General features: G+C 60.7%; 20 protein-coding genes and 1 pseudogene. 13 read left to right on the forward strand and 8 right to left on the reverse strand.

Features of this window, described 5'->3' with window-relative positions; genetic code table 11:
• Positions 1-360: 360 nt before the first annotated feature.
• Entirely contained in the window at positions 361-1,428 is a 1,068-nt protein-coding gene (locus G8767_RS32935) for a hypothetical protein (RefSeq protein WP_166814002.1), read from the forward strand.
• Between the two features lie 24 nt (positions 1,429-1,452).
• Here the strand turns inward: G8767_RS32935 and G8767_RS32940 are convergent, their stop codons facing one another.
• The 6 genes from G8767_RS32940 to G8767_RS32965 all read right to left on the reverse strand — a co-directional run bounded on the left by G8767_RS32940 (position 1,453) and on the right by G8767_RS32965 (position 7,765).
• Complete coding sequence (locus G8767_RS32940) at positions 1,453-2,283, reverse strand: hypothetical protein (protein ID WP_058228529.1); 831 nt, start codon at positions 2,281-2,283, stop codon at positions 1,453-1,455.
• Positions 2,284-2,469: 186 nt separating this feature from the next.
• Entirely contained in the window at positions 2,470-3,951 is a 1,482-nt protein-coding gene (locus G8767_RS32945) for a hypothetical protein (protein ID WP_047269928.1), read from the reverse strand.
• Positions 3,952-4,129: 178 nt separating this feature from the next.
• Entirely contained in the window at positions 4,130-4,675 is a 546-nt protein-coding gene (locus G8767_RS32950; protein WP_058228528.1) for a hypothetical protein, read from the reverse strand.
• A gap of 115 nt (positions 4,676-4,790) precedes the next feature.
• Positions 4,791-6,077 (reverse strand): hypothetical protein, encoded by a 1,287-nt coding sequence (locus G8767_RS32955; RefSeq protein ID WP_052959873.1) that lies wholly within the window; start codon positions 6,075-6,077, stop codon positions 4,791-4,793.
• A 35-nt stretch (positions 6,078-6,112) separates the two neighbouring features.
• Positions 6,113-7,375 (reverse strand): sigma-70 family RNA polymerase sigma factor, encoded by a 1,263-nt coding sequence (locus tag G8767_RS32960; protein ID WP_047269935.1) that lies wholly within the window; start codon positions 7,373-7,375, stop codon positions 6,113-6,115.
• Positions 7,376-7,420: 45 nt separating this feature from the next.
• Complete coding sequence (locus tag G8767_RS32965) at positions 7,421-7,765, reverse strand: YciI family protein (RefSeq protein WP_021334696.1); 345 nt, start codon at positions 7,763-7,765, stop codon at positions 7,421-7,423.
• Positions 7,766-7,994: 229 nt separating this feature from the next.
• Between G8767_RS32965 and G8767_RS32970 the strand changes: the two genes are divergently transcribed.
• A complete protein-coding gene (locus tag G8767_RS32970) occupies positions 7,995-9,605 on the forward strand; it encodes a cytochrome bc complex cytochrome b subunit (RefSeq protein WP_047269926.1) in 1,611 nt (536 codons plus the stop codon).
• Between the two features lie 99 nt (positions 9,606-9,704).
• On the opposite strand, the gene G8767_RS32975 is transcribed toward G8767_RS32970, so the two are convergent.
• Positions 9,705-10,925 carry an FAD-dependent monooxygenase gene (locus G8767_RS32975; protein ID WP_047269925.1) on the reverse strand — a complete coding sequence of 407 codons (1,221 nt, stop codon included), beginning with the start codon at positions 10,923-10,925 and terminating at the stop codon, positions 9,705-9,707.
• 89 nt (positions 10,926-11,014) lie between these two features.
• Entirely contained in the window at positions 11,015-11,344 is a 330-nt protein-coding gene (locus tag G8767_RS32980) for an antibiotic biosynthesis monooxygenase (protein ID WP_021334645.1), read from the reverse strand.
• Positions 11,345-11,700: 356 nt separating this feature from the next.
• Between G8767_RS32980 and G8767_RS32985 the strand changes: the two genes are divergently transcribed.
• The 11 genes and pseudogenes from G8767_RS32985 to G8767_RS33030 all read left to right on the forward strand — a co-directional run bounded on the left by G8767_RS32985 (position 11,701) and on the right by G8767_RS33030 (position 20,664).
• Entirely contained in the window at positions 11,701-12,177 is a 477-nt protein-coding gene (locus tag G8767_RS32985; RefSeq protein ID WP_047269924.1) for a PhzA/PhzB family protein, read from the forward strand.
• A 40-nt stretch (positions 12,178-12,217) separates the two neighbouring features.
• Entirely contained in the window at positions 12,218-13,417 is a 1,200-nt protein-coding gene (locus G8767_RS32990; protein WP_230691648.1) for a 3-deoxy-7-phosphoheptulonate synthase, read from the forward strand.
• Positions 13,414-14,040, forward strand: a complete 627-nt coding sequence (locus tag G8767_RS32995; RefSeq protein WP_047269923.1) for an isochorismatase family protein — start codon at positions 13,414-13,416, stop codon at positions 14,038-14,040. Before G8767_RS32990 ends, G8767_RS32995 begins: the two co-directional genes overlap by 4 nt.
• Positions 14,037-15,158 (forward strand): annotated as a pseudogene (locus G8767_RS36080) (chorismate-binding protein); the annotation flags it as partial. The gene G8767_RS32995 and the pseudogene G8767_RS36080, both read left to right, overlap by 4 nt.
• A gap of 75 nt (positions 15,159-15,233) precedes the next feature.
• The gene (locus G8767_RS36085) at positions 15,234-15,902 is read left to right on the forward strand and encodes an aminodeoxychorismate/anthranilate synthase component II (RefSeq protein WP_277346942.1); all 669 of its coding nucleotides are present in this window, start codon (positions 15,234-15,236) and stop codon (positions 15,900-15,902) included.
• Positions 15,899-17,083 (forward strand): PhzF family phenazine biosynthesis protein, encoded by a 1,185-nt coding sequence (locus G8767_RS33005; protein ID WP_284702786.1) that lies wholly within the window; start codon positions 15,899-15,901, stop codon positions 17,081-17,083. Before G8767_RS36085 ends, G8767_RS33005 begins: the two co-directional genes overlap by 4 nt.
• Positions 17,076-17,705, forward strand: a complete 630-nt coding sequence (locus G8767_RS33010) for a pyridoxal 5'-phosphate synthase (protein ID WP_052959871.1) — start codon at positions 17,076-17,078, stop codon at positions 17,703-17,705. Before G8767_RS33005 ends, G8767_RS33010 begins: the two co-directional genes overlap by 8 nt.
• A 27-nt stretch (positions 17,706-17,732) precedes the next feature.
• Positions 17,733-19,376: an NAD(P)/FAD-dependent oxidoreductase gene (locus G8767_RS33015; protein WP_058228527.1), complete on the forward strand. Its 1,644-nt coding sequence runs from the start codon at positions 17,733-17,735 to the stop codon at positions 19,374-19,376.
• A complete protein-coding gene (locus G8767_RS33020) occupies positions 19,357-19,599 on the forward strand; it encodes a hypothetical protein (protein WP_047269919.1) in 243 nt (80 codons plus the stop codon). Before G8767_RS33015 ends, G8767_RS33020 begins: the two co-directional genes overlap by 20 nt.
• A gap of 125 nt (positions 19,600-19,724) precedes the next feature.
• Positions 19,725-20,030, forward strand: a complete 306-nt coding sequence (locus G8767_RS33025) for a hypothetical protein (RefSeq protein ID WP_141695879.1) — start codon at positions 19,725-19,727, stop codon at positions 20,028-20,030.
• Between the two features lie 46 nt (positions 20,031-20,076).
• On the forward strand, positions 20,077-20,664 hold the full coding sequence (locus tag G8767_RS33030) for a hypothetical protein (RefSeq protein ID WP_047269917.1): 588 nt from the start codon (positions 20,077-20,079) through the stop codon (positions 20,662-20,664).
• Positions 20,665-20,870 lie beyond the last annotated feature (206 nt).

The raw sequence follows: 20,870 nt of genomic DNA on the forward strand, positions 1-20,870 counted from the left end.
CCGATCTGGACCGCATCAATGCCGTCACACGATCGAGATCCCCGTCCCGTAAAACCAAAGGCGCAACTCGCATACAAGCAAGTATCGCAAATCCAACTGTCTAATTATTTATCCCACGCCGCACTAGACGCAAGCGCACTCGACGAAGACCTTGCGGGCGCCAGCACGTCCGACGATACCGCTCCCGAACTCGACGACGAGCCCGATGAGCTCGAGGATCCTGTCAGCGCTGCTCTCACACCCGGCGTCCCTCTCTTCTTAATTCACAAGAGCCACCAATACGCGGGAATCCTTCCGAGAGTTCTCGCTGACATCGCCCAAAGACACGCGGGCGCTTTACATCTAGGAGTAGTTGCCCCCATGCCCCGCATGCGCCCGCCGGCCCTGCGGACCTTCCTCGACGGTATGTCCGAAGCTCCACTTAGGATTGCTGATCCCGAGGCTTTCGCGCGAAACGACTCGTTTGGTCCAACTTTGACCGCGCAACGCGAGAAGCCCTTTGTCGGCCCCTCTACCGCGAGTTACTGGAACTATTTCACCGATCCGCAGGTTGGAGGCCACACTCAGGCGTGGGTCGAAGAAGTCCTAGATGCACAACGGCAAGCCGGCGCTACCGTGCTGCTCACCCCAGGCCTGTGGGCAGATCCGGCCACACCGGACGCAAGTCTGGCAGTCATGCGGCAGCATGCCGTTTGGGCGCACACCGCCCTCAGCCCCGCAGAGCATCTGGCCGTCAATATGACAATTCCCGCGAACTGGCTCACAACGCCGTCCCTACGAAATCGATTACTAGACGAAGTGATCGACATGGACGACGAAGTCTTCTATCTACGCGTTCGCTGGCCGCTTCTCGGCCAGGCGTACGGACAACTCGTCGACGAGGCGATCCTGGACGGATATGCCGAAGTAGCGAACGTATTCGAAGAGAACGACAAGGTCCTCATCCTTCCTAACTCCGGAATGACCGGATGGGCAGCCCTTGCGCTAGGCGCTCACGGCTTCTCCACCGGAATCGGTTCGGGTGAGCGTGCATTCGCCGATACTCGCGTTATCAGAATTAAGCGCACAGGACCTCGCCCGGCAGCGACTCGGCGAACATTCTCCACATCGATCCTGCACGTCATCGACGACGACACCGCAAAACTCCTTGACGCACTCGGCCCCGGAAGTTGCCGCTGTCGATTCTGCCGTACCCAGCGGCGTCATCCCGCTGGGCGATGGGAGAAAGATTTGGCCGGCGCTCACTACTTGCGGCGCGTCGCCGACCTGACCGCCGATATCTCGAGGCACAGCCGTGGCAGACGAGTGGCAGCCCGCAGCGTGGTCCGCAACGCCAGAAGCTTCGTAACCTCAAGCCGTGCAAGCGTACCTCTAAGCGGCACAAACGATCCCAAACACCTTGCACTCTGGGCAGACCTGCTGAGATGAGGACATAGCGGCGATCCCCGATACCTACTGAAATCGGGGATCAGTGCCAGACGTCGTAGTCAAATCCCGGCCGAACACCGGTGGTATGTCACCTGACCGACGTCCGGCTTCGATCAGCGACACGACTCGTTCGGCAACAACCGCTCGCGGTAGCACATGCCGCCGGATTCGTCGGGCAGGAATGATCCGCTCCACATGCGTGGAAAGCGCACTATCGGCGTCGACAGTGAACAACCCGACACCGGTGTACTCGAAAGCCTGTGCTGCAGAAGCAGGACGGGCGAGTCTGCCTCGATCGAGCGCCACGTACGTATCCGCAAACTCGCGGTGCGCGATCGCCTGCGACAATGCCCGACGCCAGTCACTTCGTTTGATCTCGACCGCGGTCATAGTGCTGACAGGCGTCTGATACGCGTGACAAGCAATCCAAGATCTCCCGTCCGCTCGAATCCATCCCGACTCGACGAGCTTCGGCAAGACGGAGCGCCGCAGATGTCCAGAACTAACCGACGAGCGGGGTGCAATATCGGAAACTTGCGCCGGCTGGTCCTCGCCTTCGACCGCCCCCAGCTCAGTCAAAGCCAGCATCACAGCTACCGCCGAGACCTCTGTCAGAGCCGGCAACTGCAGTCCTGATCGCCAACGAACTATCGGCTTGTTGACTCGTGCGTAAAGGAGATCAACGACCCCGCGCTGCGTCTGTACCTCGAAGAACGGCTCACCAATGCCGCCCCGCATCACTGAAGGAATGCCGGCGAGGAGTGGTTCGAGCATGTCAGCCTCACGCACAAACGAACGAGGACGATTCACATCCGCCGCGCGGACATCACCCGAAGCGGGAAGGAGAACAGTCATACATGCAGCGTACGCACCACTCGGTTCTGGTCTGCATTGAACGCGGATGCGATCGCTTTCGCAGATCCCGAGCAGTCGAGATGCTCGGCTACCTTTTACCAGAACCAGAGCGCCGCCGCGAAGCACCGCACTGCTCACCATCGATGAGTCGCGCTTGAAAAGAGTGCGCCCTGTTCGGTTCTTGCGTCAACCCTCTTCAGAATTCAGCTTCCGCCAGATCGATGAAGCCACGTAGTAGGGGGCTCGAACAAGTGAATACGGTGGATAAACGTCAAATGAATCTGCCCCGGCCCACACACGTGCGGACAAATCGTGCACACACCGTATAGACGCGCCACTCGTTTCGAAGCTCGCCTCCCACTCGATGCTTCCATCGCCATCGTAAAATGGGGCCTTCTCGATGCTCACGGTCTCCTTCACAGCTCCCGATCCATCGACCAGCTTGAGACTGTCCGGCACAGGGCCACCCACTATGTCGCCATCCACCCTCGTATCGGTCAAAGATGCCACCAGGTCAATGAACCACCAGAACGCGTCGTCGGCATCAAAGAACTCCGTCGCTGGCTCACTCGCAACCGCCCGCCCCGCCTGTCGGAGGTCTGCAACCTCACCTGCACGAACGAGGGCAACGCAGGGCACCGTCAAGATCGCAGGAAAGGAATCGTCATCCATCTCAATCGACCCGTCATTGTCGATCGAGTACCCCGTCATCGTCAGGGTGGACTCCAGGGTGAGCACGAACGAAACGTACAAGGTGCCCGTGTCATGCACGACTCCGTCCACCTCGACATCAGAGATCGCGACGAGATTCGAATACGGGTGCGGATCGATACTTGTGATGTCGTCCATACCGTGCGAACGGCCGTGGCGATCCGGTTCTACGGCAATGGAACTAATGTCGATGCCCGAGACGAGATCTGTGACCCACGATTCGAACGCGACATCCTGCTCGGAACGTAGCGACCGTTCTTCCTCAAGAATGTGTCGCTGAATGATCCTACGAACGTCGGCACTGGCTGGTTGAAACACCGCCAAAACGTCAGCAAAAAGCTCTTTCTCACTAGCGACGATGCGCCTGCCCACGTCGCCGAGGCCCATATGGTCGAGAGTCGCTTCGATATCCTCTTTGTTCGCACTAAAGAACACCAGGTCGCTGGCGCTACCCGAGCCGGCGAAGGCGACCGCGTCTCGGGTCAGGGCCGAATCCACGCATCCTGTTCGCACGCCCGCCCTCTTCGCACCTGCCCCCGTACCCAGCACCTGATCGCGAACAGCGGCAATCGCGGAAGTGCCATCCGTAGGAACCACCACCACATTGGACATCGCGTCCAGCTGTGTTGTGAACAGATCCACAATGTCGGTGGAGGACGTCGGTAGTTCGAACTTTGCCGGTGCGCCGGGCATCTCGGACTTACTCAGCTTCTTCAGAAGCGGCTTCACCGCCGTCACCGTCTCCATGGCATGGCTCGACCACTCCCAAACCACCTGCTGAGGAACCCACAACTCGACGCGGTGGTCTTGTAGACGCTCCGCCAAACCTCTCACCGCGCCGGCAGCGAAGTGGCCCGAGTGAATAGCGTTCGTATCGAGGACCACGGCACGCAGGAGAACCCGCTCGACCTCATTGTCTTGTGTCATAGCTTCGGCACTCTCTGAACCCTCCGTCATCAGCTCAATCTACTGTTTCGCCAAACGCGGTCGATCGTGCGCCGCAGGCACTCACGGTTCTTGATCAGGTTGCAGCCAAGATAACTGGCTAACCCGTACCAATCACTGAGAGGTCGTTCCCGGTATCGCCCGCGTGCGGCGCCCTACTCGAGCCTCCCGTGAAGCGTCCACATGGACTTCATCCGGCAGTGGAGCGCTCTCCTATCGCGTGGGCACACGCCGCCAGTAGCCCTGCCACTATGAGAGCGACAACGAATGAAACAGATGAGGGGATCCATGAGGCGATCCGGTTGAGGCCGTCGTATCCGAATGCCGTTACACCGCTTGCGATGGCTGCAATCGAGGAACCTCTCCAGATCCATTCGCTCGGCGTTTCACCCGTGACGAGGTCCGCGAATGAACGGTGAACGAGGTACTGACCGAGGACGGCAGCGCCACTCGATGCCAGGCAGACGAGTAGGGACCCACCGGCTCCAGGTAGGTGGCGTACGAAATATGTCAGGGTACCTGTGAATCCGAGGAATGCGGCGGCGGAGAAGAGGGCCGCGCTGAGGTAGCAGCCCAACTCGTTGTCTCGGTACGGTGTGCGATCGATGTCGATCGCAACGAAAATCGCGGCGACGACTCCGACGAACAGCACGCCGGTTAAACCCAGTAGGGCGGTCCATCCCAGCCAGTTCCAGTGCGACCAGTCCGCATAGTGATTGACTGCCACTTCTTGCATGAGCGATGCCACTCCATTGTCAGTGTCGTACGTTGAGTAATGTTGTGTTGGAATATATTTCATTGCTTCGAGCGCCACTGTTGAGGACTTCCCGCCGTCGATCAACGGCAGCCTTTCAAGCGATGTGACCGTCTTGGCCTGAGAAGCAACTCCAGCGACTTCGGCTAGTCAGCGCCGTAGGCGTCAGTGTGGAGTTCGGCCGTAGCTGGGTCAGTTGCGCTCCGGTGTCCGCGCCAGCGGGTCGCTGGAGGCGCGAAGACCTGTCCGTTGCTTTGATCGGCGAGCACATCTCCTCGGCTTGGTGCAATTTGACGTAGCGCGCGGTCAGAGCGGTCAGGCAACTGTTCAGTTGGACCGGATCAGCGCTGTTGTGTTCATCGCGGAAGATTGCTTTGTCTTCGTCGGCAATGAGTGGGTGGGCGTGGACCATCTGCCACGGTGTGGCCGTGGTGACGGTTCCTCGAGCATCGAATTGTCGGCAGTAGAAGTTGTTGATCAATCCTGCACGCGCGCGCCAGATCTCGTTGAGGAGGTCCATGGCCGCGTCGCTGGTGCAGTGTTCGGTGGGTGCAGGAATGTCTTGGGCTTGAGGGGTTTTCGGGGTGTGGGGTGTACCCAAGCGTAAGTAGAAGTCGACGTTCTGTTCTACGCACCAGTGCTCTATCCATGCGGCGAGTTGTTCATCGGATGTTGTCGCTGTCAACGCTTCGATTGCGAAGGGAAGGTCGTGTCCGATCGAGGTCAGTGCCGCGCCCAGTGCATCGTCTTTGCGGTAGTCGAAGGAACGGTACGTCGTCCATCGTGTGGCGGTAGCCGTGCTGGTGAGGGTGACGATCGGGGATCTGTCTCCGTGGTGGTGGATCGTGGCTTCGATGTGTCCTGGCGCTGCTGAGGGCTGAGAGACGAGACGGCGGATCGGGGCGTCAGCGGCTACGAGTGCATGTGCCGGGCATAGGTTCGGGTGGGTACTGCGTGCACGCTCTGCGGCTAGGGTTCTGTCCACAGTCGCCGACGACATGCTCAACAACTGTTCTATAGTTACCGTCCCCGAGGTGAGGTGGCCGTGACGGATGAGTGCGTCGACGAGCGTGGGAAGCGCTGGGACGAGCCGCTTTCCGGTCGGCATGTCGAGAAGCTTCCAGCACCAGGTAAGTAATTCCACTGTCTCTGGGCTGTACTTCAGCCGTGATCGAGGTTGCGGGTCGACAGCTCTGGGGGTGGTGGTCCATTTCAGGACGCGGCGAGCGTGGCTTCGGTGCCATCCGGTGCGGGCGCACAGTTCGTCGAGAAGCACACCTTTGGTTCGCTTGTCCGCGCTGGCGTAGGCAAGGGCGATGTCTTCGACGATGCGCTGGTGGTTGTGCCCGCGTGCAGGTTCTAAGCGCTTGTTCGTTACCGACATTCAGGTCCCCTCCGGTGTTGGATCTGTCCTCCTATCTAGTTGTCGGATACCGAACGTCCCGAATCGACAGTTTCCGAAAGAATTTTTCGTTGCTGTTCGAGGAAGCGACGCTCGACATCGTTTTCGACCAAGATCAGGGCTTCGTCGAGGGCGCAGAGAGCTTCTTTGATGTTGCCGAGTCTGCGGTGCATGTCAGCTCGGGCTGCGGGCAGGTAGTGGTAGCCGGAAAGTTGGTGGTCGGTACCGAGAGGATCCAATGCCGCGAGGCCTGCTTTGGGACCGAAGGCTTCACCGATGGCGATGGCACGGTTGAGCGCGACGACTGGTGAGGGCCAGATGGTCACCATCTGGTTGTAGAGGTCCACGATCCGGATCCAGTCGGTTTCGTCCCATCTACCGGCTTGGGCGTGCACTGCGGCAATGGCTGCCATCAGTGCGTAGCGGCTCGGGGGGCGCTGTTTCATCGTGTGGCGGGCCAGAGTGAGGCCCTCGTGAATTGCTGTGTGGTCCCAGAGTTGGCGGTCTTGTTCACTCAGTCGCAACAGTTGGCCGTCGCTGTCGGATCGAGCTTCGCGGCGGGCATCGGTCAGCAGGACCAGTGCGAGCAGCCCTGTCGGCTCGGATTGGTGTGGTAGCAGCTCGTGCAGCAACCGGGCAAGGTGCAGCCCGCGTTCAGCGAGATCTCGTCGTTGCAGTTCCGATCCCGAGGGGGCGGTGTGGCCTGTGGTGAAGACGAGGTGGATCACATCGACAACCGCGTCGACCCGGCTGGCGAGTTCCTCTGCGGCTGGCTCGCGGTAGGGGATTCCGGCGGTAGCGATCTTCTTTTTGCCGCGGGTGATGCGTGCTGCCATCGTCGATTCCGATACGAGGAAGGCTCGTGCAACGTCCGGTGTGGAGAGCCCGCAGACCAGCCGCAAGGTCAGAGCCACGCGTGTGGAGACGGGTAGTGCTGGGTGACAGCAGGTGAAGATCAACCTGAGTCTGTCGTCGGGGATGTCTTGGTCGTCGAGGTTGTATGCGTCGCCGACGATGAGCAGGGGAAGCTTGGTGTCGAGCAAGTCGCGGCGTCGGATGAAATCGATGGCCCTTCTTCGCGCCACCGTGGTCAACCACGCGACGGGACTTTCGGGTACGCCATGTTCGGCCCAGTTGGTCAGGGCCGAGGCGTAGGCCTCCTGCGCGCATTCTTCGGCGAGATCGAGGTCGAGGGTTGTTCGAGCCGCTGCGGCGAGAACGTAGGCCCATCCCGTTCGGTGCGCGTCCGCGATTGCAGCGTGAACGCCAACTTGGTGCATCAGCTCGGTCCCCCTGTTGCCGTGATCCATCTGTTGCACGCGCGGTCAGATTCCGCGGATCGGACGTACTTCGATCCCGCCGAAAGGCGCCGGCAATTCGCGGGCGATGACCAGGGCGGCATCGAGGTCGTCCGCTTCGATGACGAAGAATCCGCCTATCACCTCCTTCGCTTCAGCGAACACCCCGTCGATGATGGTGACGCCGTCCCCATCGCCGCGGCGGAGACTGGTGGCGGACGAGGAACTGTGCAGCCTCCGCGATTGGGTCACTACATCGGCGTGATCGGCGAGGAATGCCTGATAGCGCGCTTCGAGGGCTCCGGGATCTTCTCGTTCGCATCGTTCGATCTGTTCTTCGTCTTCGTGAACCAACAGTAGATATTCCGGCATGCCCGCTCCCCTATTTCGCATTCAGTTGAGTTAACTCACTCTATATATGTCGAACGACAGGAAGCCGAAATCGACACTCTGGCCAATCTTTTCGCGAACCTCTTTGGTGATGCGACGACACGGTTTCGGGCAGTACTACAAGGTGTAAGACTATTTCGGATTCCAGTGTGCCGACTCATGTCTCGTTTCAGAGTCGGCGCTTTCATCTCGCTCCAATTTTCGGGAGGCGATTGTGAGTTCCCTCGTCAGCAGGGTCGCAAGCAGGCAGGCCGATGAGGTCGATTCGCGCTTTCACCTGGCACCAGGACTACGCCGTCAGATCAACAAGGTATTCCCCACGCATTGGTCCTTCTTGCTCGGCGAGATCGCCCTCTACAGCTTCGTGGTGTTGCTCATCACAGGCGTGTTCTTGACGTTGTTCTTCGACCCCTCACAGGCCGAGGTCGTCTATCAGGGGGCGTACCAACCGCTCAACGGGGTGGTGATGTCGCGTGCATACGAAACCTCACTCGATATTTCCTTCGAAGTGCGCGGTGGGTTGTTTGTCCGCCAGGTTCACCACTGGGCCGCACTGATGTTCGCGGCGTCGATGATCGTGCATATGGCGCGCATCTTTTTCACCGGTGCGTTTCGCCGACCCCGTGAAGTCAACTGGGTGATCGGATCCTTACTCCTCATTCTGGCGATGTTCGAGGGCTTCTTCGGATACTCTCTGCCGGATGATTTGCTCTCCGGTACCGGATTGCGCTCGCCGCTCGGTGGAATCACGATGGCCATACCCGTCGTCGGTACATGGCTGCATTGGGCCATCTTCGGTGGTGAGTTCCCGGGGACGTTGCTGATCCCGCGGCTCTACGTCATGCACGTGCTCATCTTTCCGGGTTTGATCCTTGCTCTTGTCGCAGCGCACCTGGCGATTGTCTGGTACCAGAAGCACACACAATTCCCGGGGACTGCACGCACCGAGAACAATGTCGTCGGCGTCCGAATCCTTCCGGTGTTCGCGGCGAAATCGGGCGCCTTCTTTGCCCTCGTCTTCGGGATACTCGCCGTGATGGGTGGCCTGTTGCAGATCAATCCGATCTGGGTTCTGGGCCCATACAACCCTGCGCAAGTTTCTGCAGGCTCCCAGCCCGACTTCTACATGATGTGGACCGACGGTATAGCGCGCCTGATCCCGGCCTGGGAAATCTATCTGTTCAACCGGTACACCATTCCCTCGGCATTCTGGGTTGCACTCGCAATGGGTGCGGTGTTCGTCCTGATGATTGCGTATCCGTGGATCGAAAAGCGTTTGAGCGGTGAGGACAGCCATCACAATCTTCTGCAACGCCCCCGCGACGTTCCGGTGCGTACGGCAATCGGGGCGATGGCGATTGCCTTCTATGTCGTGCTGACGATTTCCTGTGTCAACGACCTCATCGCGCTGAAATTTCACATATCGCTCAACGCGATGACCTGGGCGGGACGAATCGGTGTGATCGTCTTGCCAGCGATAGCGTATTTCGTGACTTACCGGTTCTGCATCGGCCTGCAGCGCAGCGACCGCGCGGTCCTCGAACACGGCATCGAGACAGGCATCATCAAACGCTTGCCGTCAGGGGCCTATCTGGAAACGCATCAGCCGCTCGGACGCGACGGCGAGGCGTTGGATTATCAGGGAGCGGCAGTTCCCAAGCGGATGAACAAGCTCGGCGCCGCGGGAAGACCCTATCCCGGTTCACTTTTGGGTCCGGACCCTGAGGACGAAGTTCAAGCACTGAACCGCGCGGAGGAAGAGTCCGAGCACGAACTTCTTGCCACTCTCAGTCAGCGCCAGATCACCGGATCGGCCGACTAACCGCACGCAAACGACACTGCGGGGCGCTCCTGGAATCAGGGGCGCCCCGCAGTTCGGCATGGTCACGGCTGGCCATACGTCGAGTGCTTCTTGCCGGTTTTACCGTGCGGTGGAGCGGTCGACCACAGTCCTGTATTCGGTGGTGATTTCACGAAGGCGCCGGACTGGGGCGGCCGCAGGATCGCCGGCGCGGGAGGCTGTCTTCTTCTCGGACTCGTTCATCGCCCGATTTGCCTCAACGATGCTTGTTGTCGGGATGATGCGCATCGCTTCGTAGGATCGCAGTGCCGAGACCGGGTCGGTTGCCCGTGTGAAGCACTCTGCCAGTGCGCCGGCGTCGATGATCGCCTGGGATGCTCCGTTGGCCCCGATCGGGTACATCGGGTGCGCCGCATCGCCGAGTAGCGTCACCCGGCCGGAGCCCCAGTGACTCAACGGATCCCGGTCGACCATCGGGTACACGGAGACCTGCGGAGAGCGGGCTGCCAACTCTGTCAGGTCGAACCAGTCGAAATCCCATTCTGCGAGTGCGTTGACGAGTCCGGTGCGCTCGTCTTCGCTCGGGCTTCGTCTGTCGGAGGGAGTCAAGCAGACCCAGTTGAGCAGGGTCCTCCCCTCTACGCTCGCTTGTTCGCTGCAGGGATACGCCACCAGGCGAGTGCCCGTGCCGTCGTTGGCGATGATCATTGTCACGCCGTCGAGAAAGATGTACGGCAGGTCGGCCAATCCTCGCCACATGGTGGTTCCCGCGACGCTGACCGGCGCCTCGTCAGGATGAAGCCAGCGCCTGACGGTCGAGTGCAGCCCGTCAGCTCCGACAAGGACGTCGGTGTCGAGTATGCGGCTTCGGCCGTCCGAGTTCACGACGGTCAGTTGTATCGCCGTCTCGCCGCTGCCAGAGATGTTGGACAGCCGGGCGTCGGAGTGCACGGCTCCTGGCCCGAGTCGCTCGGTTACCGCGTCGAGGAGCATCATCTGCAGGTGACCCCGGTGCACGGAGTACTGCGGATAGTCGTGGCCCGCTGCGATTCCTCGGGGTTCGGTCCACAGGGTCCGACCGCGATGGTCAACGTATCGATGAGCCTGTGTGGCAACGCCGATCCTCGCGAGCTGATCGGCCAGGCCCAGTCTGGACAGTTCGGCGATCGCGGTGGGCTGGACGTTGATCCCGACGCCCAGGGGAACGATCTCGGGTGCGGATTCGAACAGCGCAGCCTCGTGGCCTCGCTCGTGCAGGGCCAGAGCGGCGGACAATCCGCCGATCCCGGCCCCGGCGATACTGATCGGGGGGCGTGTCGTGGTCAGGTCTTTGCTGGCCATCGCTGTAGTCCTTTCGGGTGCCGACAAAGAGAAGGCCCAGGCGGAACCGGTGGTTCCCGCCTGGGCTCTGTGGTGGATGTTGGTCTTGATCAGGCCTGTGTCACCGAGGCGACCGAATAGGGGCCTGGTGCCGGGGTGGCAAGCTCGGCCGCCTTCTTCGCGAAGACCTGCGCGTCGGGATTGGTGGCCACGGCCTTGATGTCGTCAGGGCTGCTCCACTGGGCCAGGTTGACGACACGAGAACCGTCCCGGCTGGCGAAGAGATTCACCGAGATGAAGCCGGGCTGGTGCTTGATGACCTTCTCGGTGCCCTCGTTGAGGACATCGATCAAGTCCTGCTGCTTCGCCGGGTCCTTGAGTTCCAGAATGTTGATGAATGTTGCGACCTTGTCGCCTTCACGAATCACTGTCTCAGTCATGCCATTACGGTAATCCTCCGTTCCTGCGTTGGCTAGGGTTCGGGAGAGCCGTAGACAACTTTCCGCGCCGAATACCTGTCCTCGCGAGCATCATTGGTGATTCATCAGACACGCTGACGCGTAATCACTTGATTCGTCACACTTTTCGCGAGCACAGATCTGATGCAACGCTTGCGCGCATCTCCAGTGAGGCGTCATATCGTTGCAGATCTCGGAGCCATACTGTCATCGTTAGGGCGTCAGTTACCACCGAGTCAACGGCGCACCCGTTCGGATCGTGCGCACGGCGAATCGAAATAGTTGCCACTCAGTAATTTTCCGAGTTTCAGCATGTGCACATTCCGAGAGGTCATGCGATGTACGAAGTTTTCGGCCCCGAGCAAGAGGCGGCACGTTCAAGGAATCGGAGCGTGGTCGCTCGTTATATGCAGACACGGGGCCTCGATCGGTTGAGAAGACACGAACTGTTCACCCAGGACGGCGAGGGCGGCCTGTGGACTACCGAGACCGGCGAACCGATCATGATCAAGGGAAGAGATCGACTCGCTGAACATGCCGTGTGGTCGCTCGAGTGCTTCCCGGACTGGTCATGGTTCAACATCGAGATCTTCGATACACAGGATCCCGATCGCTTCTGGGTCGAGTGCGACGGCGCCGGCATCATCCGATTCACCGGCTATCCCGAAGGCCGCTACGAGAATCATTTCATCCATTTCTTCCGCTTCGTGGACGGAAAGATCAGCCAGCAGCGCGAATTCATGAATCCCTGCCAACAGTTCCGGGCCCTGGGCATTGCGGTGCCGAACGTGATCCGCGAGGGAATTCCGACCTGACAACGACCGCCCCCAGCAATTCGACCTAGTGGAGTGATTCGTGATCCCCTCAGCATTGACGTCGATGGTGAATTCTCACCAGCCGCCGTGGCATGACCATCCCCAACTCGACCTCGTTCGCAACGTGCTCGAGACGACCACCGTCATTGCGAGTCCGGTCGAAATCGACCAACTCGCGCGACGCCTGCGCGCCGTTGAGGCCGGACACGCGAGCATTCTCCAGATGGGCGATTGCGCGGAAGACCCCGCGCACTGCACGCCCGACCACGTCCATCGCAAGCTTGATCAGCTCACCGCCAGCGCCGGTGCCGTGGCCACCCCTACCGGGCTTCCGGTTGTTCAGGTCGGCCGTATCGCCGGACAGTTCGCCAAACCTCGCTCCAAGGCAACGGAGACCATCGGTGATCGCGAAGTGGTCACCTATCGGGGCCACATGGTGAACCTGCCCGACAGTGACGAGGTCAGCCGGACGCCGGATCCGCTCCGGATCCTGATGGGGTACCTGACTTCTCGGCAAGTCGCTGCCACCATTGCCGGCTTCAACCGCGGGCGAGCCTTGGAAGATCGGGTATGGACCAGTCACGAGGCGTTGCTACTCGATTACGAACACCCCATGATGCGGCCGGGAAGCGATGAACGCACGTATCTGACCTCCACACACTGGCCGTGGATCGGCGAACGGACGCGCAACGTCGACGGCCCCCACGTCGCCACACTCGCTCACATCGCAAACCCCTCGGCATGCAAAGTCGGCCCCACCGCCACCGAAGACGATCTTGTAGCGCTGTGTTCTCGGCTCGACCCGTATCGCGAACCCGGCAAACTCGCCTTGATCACACGGATGGGGGCCCAACACATCCGTACTGGTCTGCCGGCGCTGATGAATGCGGTCCGGGCGGCTGGGCACCGTGTGCTGTGGATCTGTGATCCGATGCACGGCAACACGCTCAGCACAGACGATGGCACCAAGACCCGAGTCGTCGACGACGTCATCGCCGAGATGGCGGGCTTCGTCAGTGTCGCTGACCAGACCGGAACCCGGGTGCACGGGTTACATCTGGAGACGACCCATCTGACTGATGTCAGCGAATGCGTCTGGTCGAGTACAGATCTCGCCTCCGCGCGGCCCAGTAGTTCGCTGTGCGATCCGAGGCTGAACCCGGAGCAGGCTGCTGCCGTCGTAGAGGCGTGGGGCGAAATGCTCGCACGACATTACCGAGGATCGGAGACGACGTCATGAGTCGTGATCTCACTGTCGAACCGTACCTGCTTCCCAGCCCAGGAGAGATGCCGGAAGCGTTGGTGGACTGGGATATCCGTCCACGACAGGCAACTTTGCTCATCCATGACATGCAACGCTACTTTCTGTCGCCGTTCCCCGACGCGATGCGTTCGGAGATCGTGGGCAATGTTCGCGATCTGCATTCTTGGGCGCAGCGGGTAGGGGCGGCGACGGCTTATACCGCGCAGCCGGGCCGGATGAACGTCACAGATCGCGGACTGTTGCGGGATTTCTGGGGCCCGGGGATGCAGACCACGGATGCGGACCGAGCACTTGTCCCCGAGCTCGAACTCGGTGACGATGCATGGCCCTTCGTCAAGTGGCGATACAGCGCCTTCCACCGATCCGACCTGCTCGCCCGCATGCGCGAGAACGGTCGCACGCAACTTGTCCTGTGCGGGGTGTACGCCCATGTCGGCATTCTTGCCACCGCCCTCGATGCGTACACCCATGACATCGAAGTGTTCCTTGTCGGCGACGCAGTTGCCGACTTCACCGCTGCAGACCACCGCCACACGCTCGAATACACCTCACGCTGCTGTGCACGTGTCGTCGCCACAAAGTGGGTGACCGAGCGATGAGTCCGCCGCTCTCGACCGATCTCCTGACCGAGATACTGGCCGGCAACCGCTCGGTGTACGCCCTCCTCTGCCGCGCCGATCCTGCCACCGGTGCTCGCACCGTCACAGCGTTGTCCGGGCAGCTACGTCAGCACGAGCTGATCGAGGAAATATCCACGACCGCTGATGTATTCGTCCTTCTTCCCTATCGTCAGATACGCGAACGCGGCTATCCGGCTCACGATGATGGTGCCCCGCTGCTCGCCATCTACATCGACGAACAGCAGGACTACCCCCTGACCAGCGTGCTCGACAAACTCCCGCGCCGCTCCTTCGCCCTCACCGACGGGCACTTCGACAGCTCCGACGCCGACTACGAACGGAAAGTCGCAGCGATCGTGTCCGAGGAGATCGGCAACGGGCGCGGTGCGAACTTCGTGATCAAACGCGAATTCTCCGCCGAGTGCACGCCCTACAACTCGACAGTCCCTCTATCCGCGTTCGGGGAGCTCCTCGACAACGAACGCGGCGCCTACTGGACCTTTCTCGTGCACACAGAGGGTCTGGTACTCGTCGGCGCATCACCTGAACAGCATGTTGTCCTCGACAACGGCACCGCCGTGATGAACCCGATCAGCGGAACCTACCGCTATCCGCCCGGCGGGCCGACTCTGGACGGAGTTCAACAGTTCCTCGACGACCGCAAGGAAACCGACGAGCTGTACATGGTGGTCGATGAAGAACTGAAGATGATGTGTCGTATCTGTGAACCCGGCACCACTCGAGTCCACGGACCAGCGCTCAAGGAGATGGCGTGGGTCGCTCATACCGAGTATTTCATCGAGGGGCAGACGCGCCGCGACCCACGAGAGATATTGCGGTAAACGATGTTTGCGCCCACCGTGACCGGAAGCCCGGTAGAAAGCGCGACCGAGGTCATCGCACGCTACGAGACGACCGGTCGCGGTTATTACAGCGGTGTGGCGGCATTGATCACCCGATCCGGTGGCGGGGCGCCGACTCTCGATTCGGCGATCCTGATTCGTACAGCGGCGATCGAGCCTGACTGTGGTCGTGTACGAGTTGCTGTGGGGGCCACGTTGGTTCGCCATTCCGATCCTGGGGCCGAAGTCTACGAGACCCATGCCAAGGCGCAATCAGTTCTGGCGGCATTCGGGCATAGCAAGCCCCATGCCCGCTGGAATCGGCACCCGATGATCACCACCGCCTTGGCGCATCGCAATGACCAGATCGCAGGATTCTGGTCGCCGAACTACCCCCACGATGTCCGCTCCCGGGTACTGGACGGGCGTAAGGCGCTCGTCGTGGATGCCGAAGACACGTTCACTGCGATGCTCGACCATCAGTTGCGCTCGCTCGGCTTGACGGTCACTGTGCGGCGATTCGACGACATGTACACCACCAGTGACCACGATCTGGTCATCGTCGGGCCGGGGCCCGGTGATCCCACAGACATCGATGACGAGAAAATCGTGCACCTGCGAGCACAGATCGACGACCTGCTCTCGGCGCAGCGACCGTTCCTCGCGATTTGCTTGAGCCATCAAATCCTGGCCTCGCGTCTCGGTCTCCCCCTCACCCGCAGAGCTGAGCCGAACCAGGGTAAACAGGCGCGCGTCGACGTCTTCGGGCAGAGCGAGAACGTCGGCTTCTACAACACCTTCGAAGCACGCAGTGCTCCTGGGCGGATCGATGTCGCGGGCGTCGGCCCGGTCACTGTTTCCGCGGACACGGCCACCGGAGCAATCCACGCCCTCGAAGGGCCTCACTTCGCGTCCGTTCAGTTCCATCCCGAGTCGATCCTGACCGTGAACGGGCCTCGCATCCTCGCTCACATGTCCGAAAGGCTGCTCTCGACGTGAAACTCGAATACATCATGTGGGACCTTCAGTCAGACGATGACCCGTCGGTGACCCACCTCAATGAGCTGACCGACACCGCAGCTGTCGATTCGTGGCGCTCGGTACCCGGTCTGGCTGCCAAATACTGGATCCACGATCGAGGATCCGGACAATGGGGCGCGATACTGATCTGGGATGACGATCGCCCCGCGGGAGCGCTCCCCGCAGGACCGGCCCTCGAACTCCTCGAACGAGAACGCGCGCACCGCAAGGACTTCTCGGTGCATGCCCTCATCGAGCATCGACCCGAGAGTTCTCGGCGGAGCCTCCGATACTGCGTCGTCGACGCATTCGCCAGTACGCCCCTCAGCGGTAATCCGGTAGCCGTGTTCTTCGGCGCCGACTCGCTCTCGGCGGAGACGATGCAGCGAATCGCCGCAGAGTTGAACCTCTCCGAGGTCACCTTCGTCTTGTCGGCTGACTCGGCAGAATCGACTGCGCGGATTCGCATCTTCACTCCCGTCAACGAACTCCCCTTCGCTGGGCACCCCATCCTCGGTACAGCTGCCGCGGTTGCCGCGCAGACAGGTGCGAAGGAACTCGCGTTCGAAACCGCGGTGGGTCTGATTCCGATGACCGCTGAGGCCGTCGACGACTACTTCCGCGTCACGATGGACCAACCGCTGCCGACGTGGTCGCCGATGCCTGACGCCGAGCAGAGATCACTGTTGGCAGCCTTGGGGCTCGACACAAGCGCACTTCCGATCGAGACCTACGACAACGGCCCACGTCACACGATCGTCACCGCCGACAGCATCGAGGCGCTCTCCGCTCTACGCCCCGACCACCGCGCATTGTCCGAGTTCGAGAACATGGCGATCAACTGCATCGCCGAAGACCTCGACGGAGTCTGGCGAAACCGAATGTTCTCTCCCGCGTACGGAGTGGTCGAAGATGCCGCTACCGGGTCAGCCGCCGGCCCGATCGCCATCCACCTCGCGCGTCACGGGCGGATCGAATACGACCACGACCTCCGTATCCACCAGGGTGTCGAACTCGGACGACACTCGGTGATGCATGCTCGGGCGAGCCTCGATGCACGCACCCACAATCTCACCTCCGTGCAGGTCGGCGGCGACGCGATCACAATCGCTCACGCAACCTTGTACCTCGGATCCGATCGAGGCACCGATGATGAGTAGCCAATACGAAACCATCACCGGAACCGCTCGTTCGTTCCTGGAATATTCCGATCCACCACCCACGCCACTGGACCTGTTTCAGGTATGGATCGAGCAAGCCGAAATCGCCGGGGTCCGTGAGCCGCTCGCGTTGTCCCTGGCCACCACGGACAGCGCCGGCCGGTGTTCTCAACGCACGGTCGCCGTCACCGACATTTCCGCTAACGGATTGTCCTTCTCGACGCATACGACGAGCAGGAAAGCACGCGAATTGCAGACGAACTCGTGGGCAAGTGGCCTGTTCTACTGGCGCGAACTCGCCCGTCAACTGATCGTCTCCGGTCCCGTACTCAAACTCAACGCTGCGATCGCCGACAAGGTGTGGGACGAGCGCGCCGAACCCCTCAAACCCATGTCGACGGCCTCGCATCAGAGCCTGCATCTCGGCGATCCCGAAGTACTGCTCGCACGCAGCGACAGCCTCGGCCTACGCACCGATCTCGCCCGCCCTCACCGTTTCGCCGTCTACCAACTCCAGCCGCATCGCGTGGAGTTCTGGGCAGCAGACCAATCGCGCCTACACCGCCGATTGCTCTACGAACGCAGCCCACGTGGGTGGACCGTCGATCGACTTCAGCCCTGAAACACTCGTCCTACACAAAGGATTGACATGGAACCCGACACGTCACTGGACGCGATCGTCATCGGCGCCGGATTCGCCGGCATCTACGCCCTGCACAAACTTCGCAACGAACTCGGACTCGCAGTGCGATGCTTCGACAAAGCCGACGGTGTCGGCGGCACATGGCATTGGAATCGGTACCCCGGCGCGAAGTCGGACAGCGAAGGTTTCGTCTACCGGTATTCCTTCGACAAAGAGATGCTTCAGCAATGGTCGTGGACGAACCGCTATCTAGAACAAGCAGAAGTCCTCGAGTATCTCAATGCCGTGGTCGATCGCCACGACCTACGCCGCGACATCCAGCTCGAGACTGCTGTCACCTCCGTACGGTGGGACGATTCCCTGGCACGGTGGGAAGTGCGCACCGACTCCTCCAAGGTTTATCGGAGCAAGTACCTGATCACCGCCCTCGGGGTGCTCTCCGAACCCAACACACCGGAAATACCTGGTATCGAACAGTTCTCGGGACAGGTAGTGCACACCAGTCGTTGGCCGGAGGGGCTCGAGGTCGCCGGCCGCAAAGTCGGCGTGATCGGCACCGGTTCGACAGGCACCCAATTCATCTGCACCGCCGCGGAAACCGCCCAGCAGTTGACGGTGTTCCAGCGCACCGCGCAGTACAGCATCCCCTCCGGCAACGGACCGATCGATCAGGAATACCTCGACCGGTGCCGCAGCAACTACGACGCCATCTGGGACCAAGTCCGCAATTCGATCGTCGGATGCGGATTCGAAGAGAGCACGGTCTCGGCGACGTCGGTGTCGGAAGCGGAACGGACCCGTGTGTTCGAGGAAAGCTGGCAGCGAGGAAATGCCTTCCACTTCATGTTCGGGACCTTCAACGACATCATCTTCGATCCCGCGGCGAACCTGGCCGCAGCCGATTTCGTTCGGGACAAGATCGCCGCGATCGTCGACGATCCCGATACAGCCCGAAAGCTCATGCCCTCAGGGTATTACGCCACTCGTCCCATCGCGAACAAGGGTTACTACGAAACTTTCAACCGGTCGAACGTCTCTCTGGTCAGCATCAAAGACAACCCGATCACCAGGCTGAACGAGAACGCAGTAGTCACCGCCGACGGGACCGAACACGAGATCGATCTGCTCGTACTCGCCACCGGCTTCGACGCCGTCGACGGCGGATACAAGAAAATGCACCTCACCGGACGCGACGGGACACCGATCAGTGACCTGTGGAACGAGACCACCGCCGCCTACCTGGGTATCGCCACACACCAATTCCCCAACATGTTCATGGTCTACGGCCCCAACAGCGTCTTCACGAACCTGCCGCCGGGAATCGAAACCCAGGTCGAATGGATCACCGAACTGATCCGCCAAGCCGAAACCCGCGGCTCCGCCGTCGTCGAAGTCAGCGAAACCGCGGTACGGGCATGGGCGCAACTCTGCGACGACATCGCCAACGCATCACTGTTCCCGAAAGCTCATTCCTGGATATTCGGCGCCAACATTCCAGGAAAAACCAGCCGCGCACTGTTCTATTTCGCCGGCCTGGGCAACTACCGACGCGTCCTCGCGGACGAGTCCGATGCCGACTACCCGAACTTCACCTTTCACAGCGATGACCACACGTCCCTGGAGCGAGAGCATGCCTCAATTCCGCAGTGACCGCCGCACATCTAACGACTACGGACTTCTCGTAGCAGCCGCCACCCTCTACAACGACAGCTCCGTCGGCCTGGTCCAACAGCAACTTTCAGAGCACGGTATCCGAAGCACCATCTCCGGTCCCGAACTCTCCGGCCCCGGAATCGCCCGCAAGGTCCTCGTCTTCCCTGAAGACCACCACCGAGCCTTCCGCGTGCTTTGCAACGAAAACGAAGACCTGTAGAACCCGACTGACGACCCGCCCACACGCTCCAATGTCATCCGCTGACGCATCGCGCCAGCGGATGACATCGGAGTTGAGCTAAATAGCCGAACACCTCTCTCCTGCATCAGCATCCAGTGTTTTTGTTGAAGACTTCGACATCACCGCGCTGGGTCGACGTCGAACTCGCCTGGGATGTCAGGGAATCGGCGACCTGGCTACCCGATCCGTACATCACCAGTGGCAGTTTCGACATCTCCGCATGGGTGGGAGGAAACGAAACAACACAGCAATATTTCGTTCCTCAAGGCGCCAATACCTACCATGCAACGCAAACCACCACCAAGGTCTACGACATCGCGACAGAAGATACGTTCATAGCAGCAACAACTCTGCGCCTACCCGACTTCGATTGCCCCGCAAGCGACGAAGACGGTTGCAGTTTCTCCTAACCTGTAGGTGCGAGCACGGGCCAGAGCCTTCGAGAGGAAACACATCATGACAAACGAACTATCTACCACTCTCGAAGCTCTGGCCCACCTCCTCGACGTCCACCGCATCGGCACCGTCGTCGCACGATCACGACGCACCGATGACCGCGGCGTCACGGAGTTCGACTTCACCACCAACACCATCCACCGGTCCTGGTCCATCACCGACCTCGACACCGGAACAGCAGAAACGAACCAGAACGGTCTCTACACGCACGTCAACCGCGCAGGTGAAACCGTCCACGAAGCGAAATCCCCCACCACCGGCCTCGTTCCACCCGCCATCCGGCTGTGCTACCCACTCGACCTCCCCATCTGGGGTCGCCAAGGCGACAACTTCAAGATCGCCCGAGCAGAATCGACGCCGACCGGCTACCTCATCCACCTCGCGCACACACACGACAGCACCCAACACGGAACGCTGACGATGGACGCCGAGACAGGGCTGCTCACGCGCTGGATCACCTACCGCGACAACAACTTGATCGCCGACTACGAACTGACCTCCATCGTCCGGCCGAGTCACCGACCCGCCGGCAACGACGACGGAACGATTACCTCAATCTCATTCGACGACAAGACGAACGACGCCTGAGCAGCACTCCCACGACCAGGGGCGCTAAACACCCCGCACAGACACATCGCAAAGGCCCTCATCCGCCGGCACACGCCAGGGGACTGTTTCGTAATCGGTGTTTTGGCCCGAGACGCTGAGTGAATGCTCGGCGAGGAGGTGCCGAGATGACGACACTGGAGAATGTTACGAAGAAGAGGGCCGAGCCCTCCGCGGAAGCTGCGGCG

It is taken from the genome of Rhodococcus sp. IC4_135 (assembly GCF_011602025.1).
GTDB classification, from domain to species: Bacteria; Actinomycetota; Actinomycetes; order Mycobacteriales; family Mycobacteriaceae; genus Rhodococcus_F; species Rhodococcus_F baikonurensis.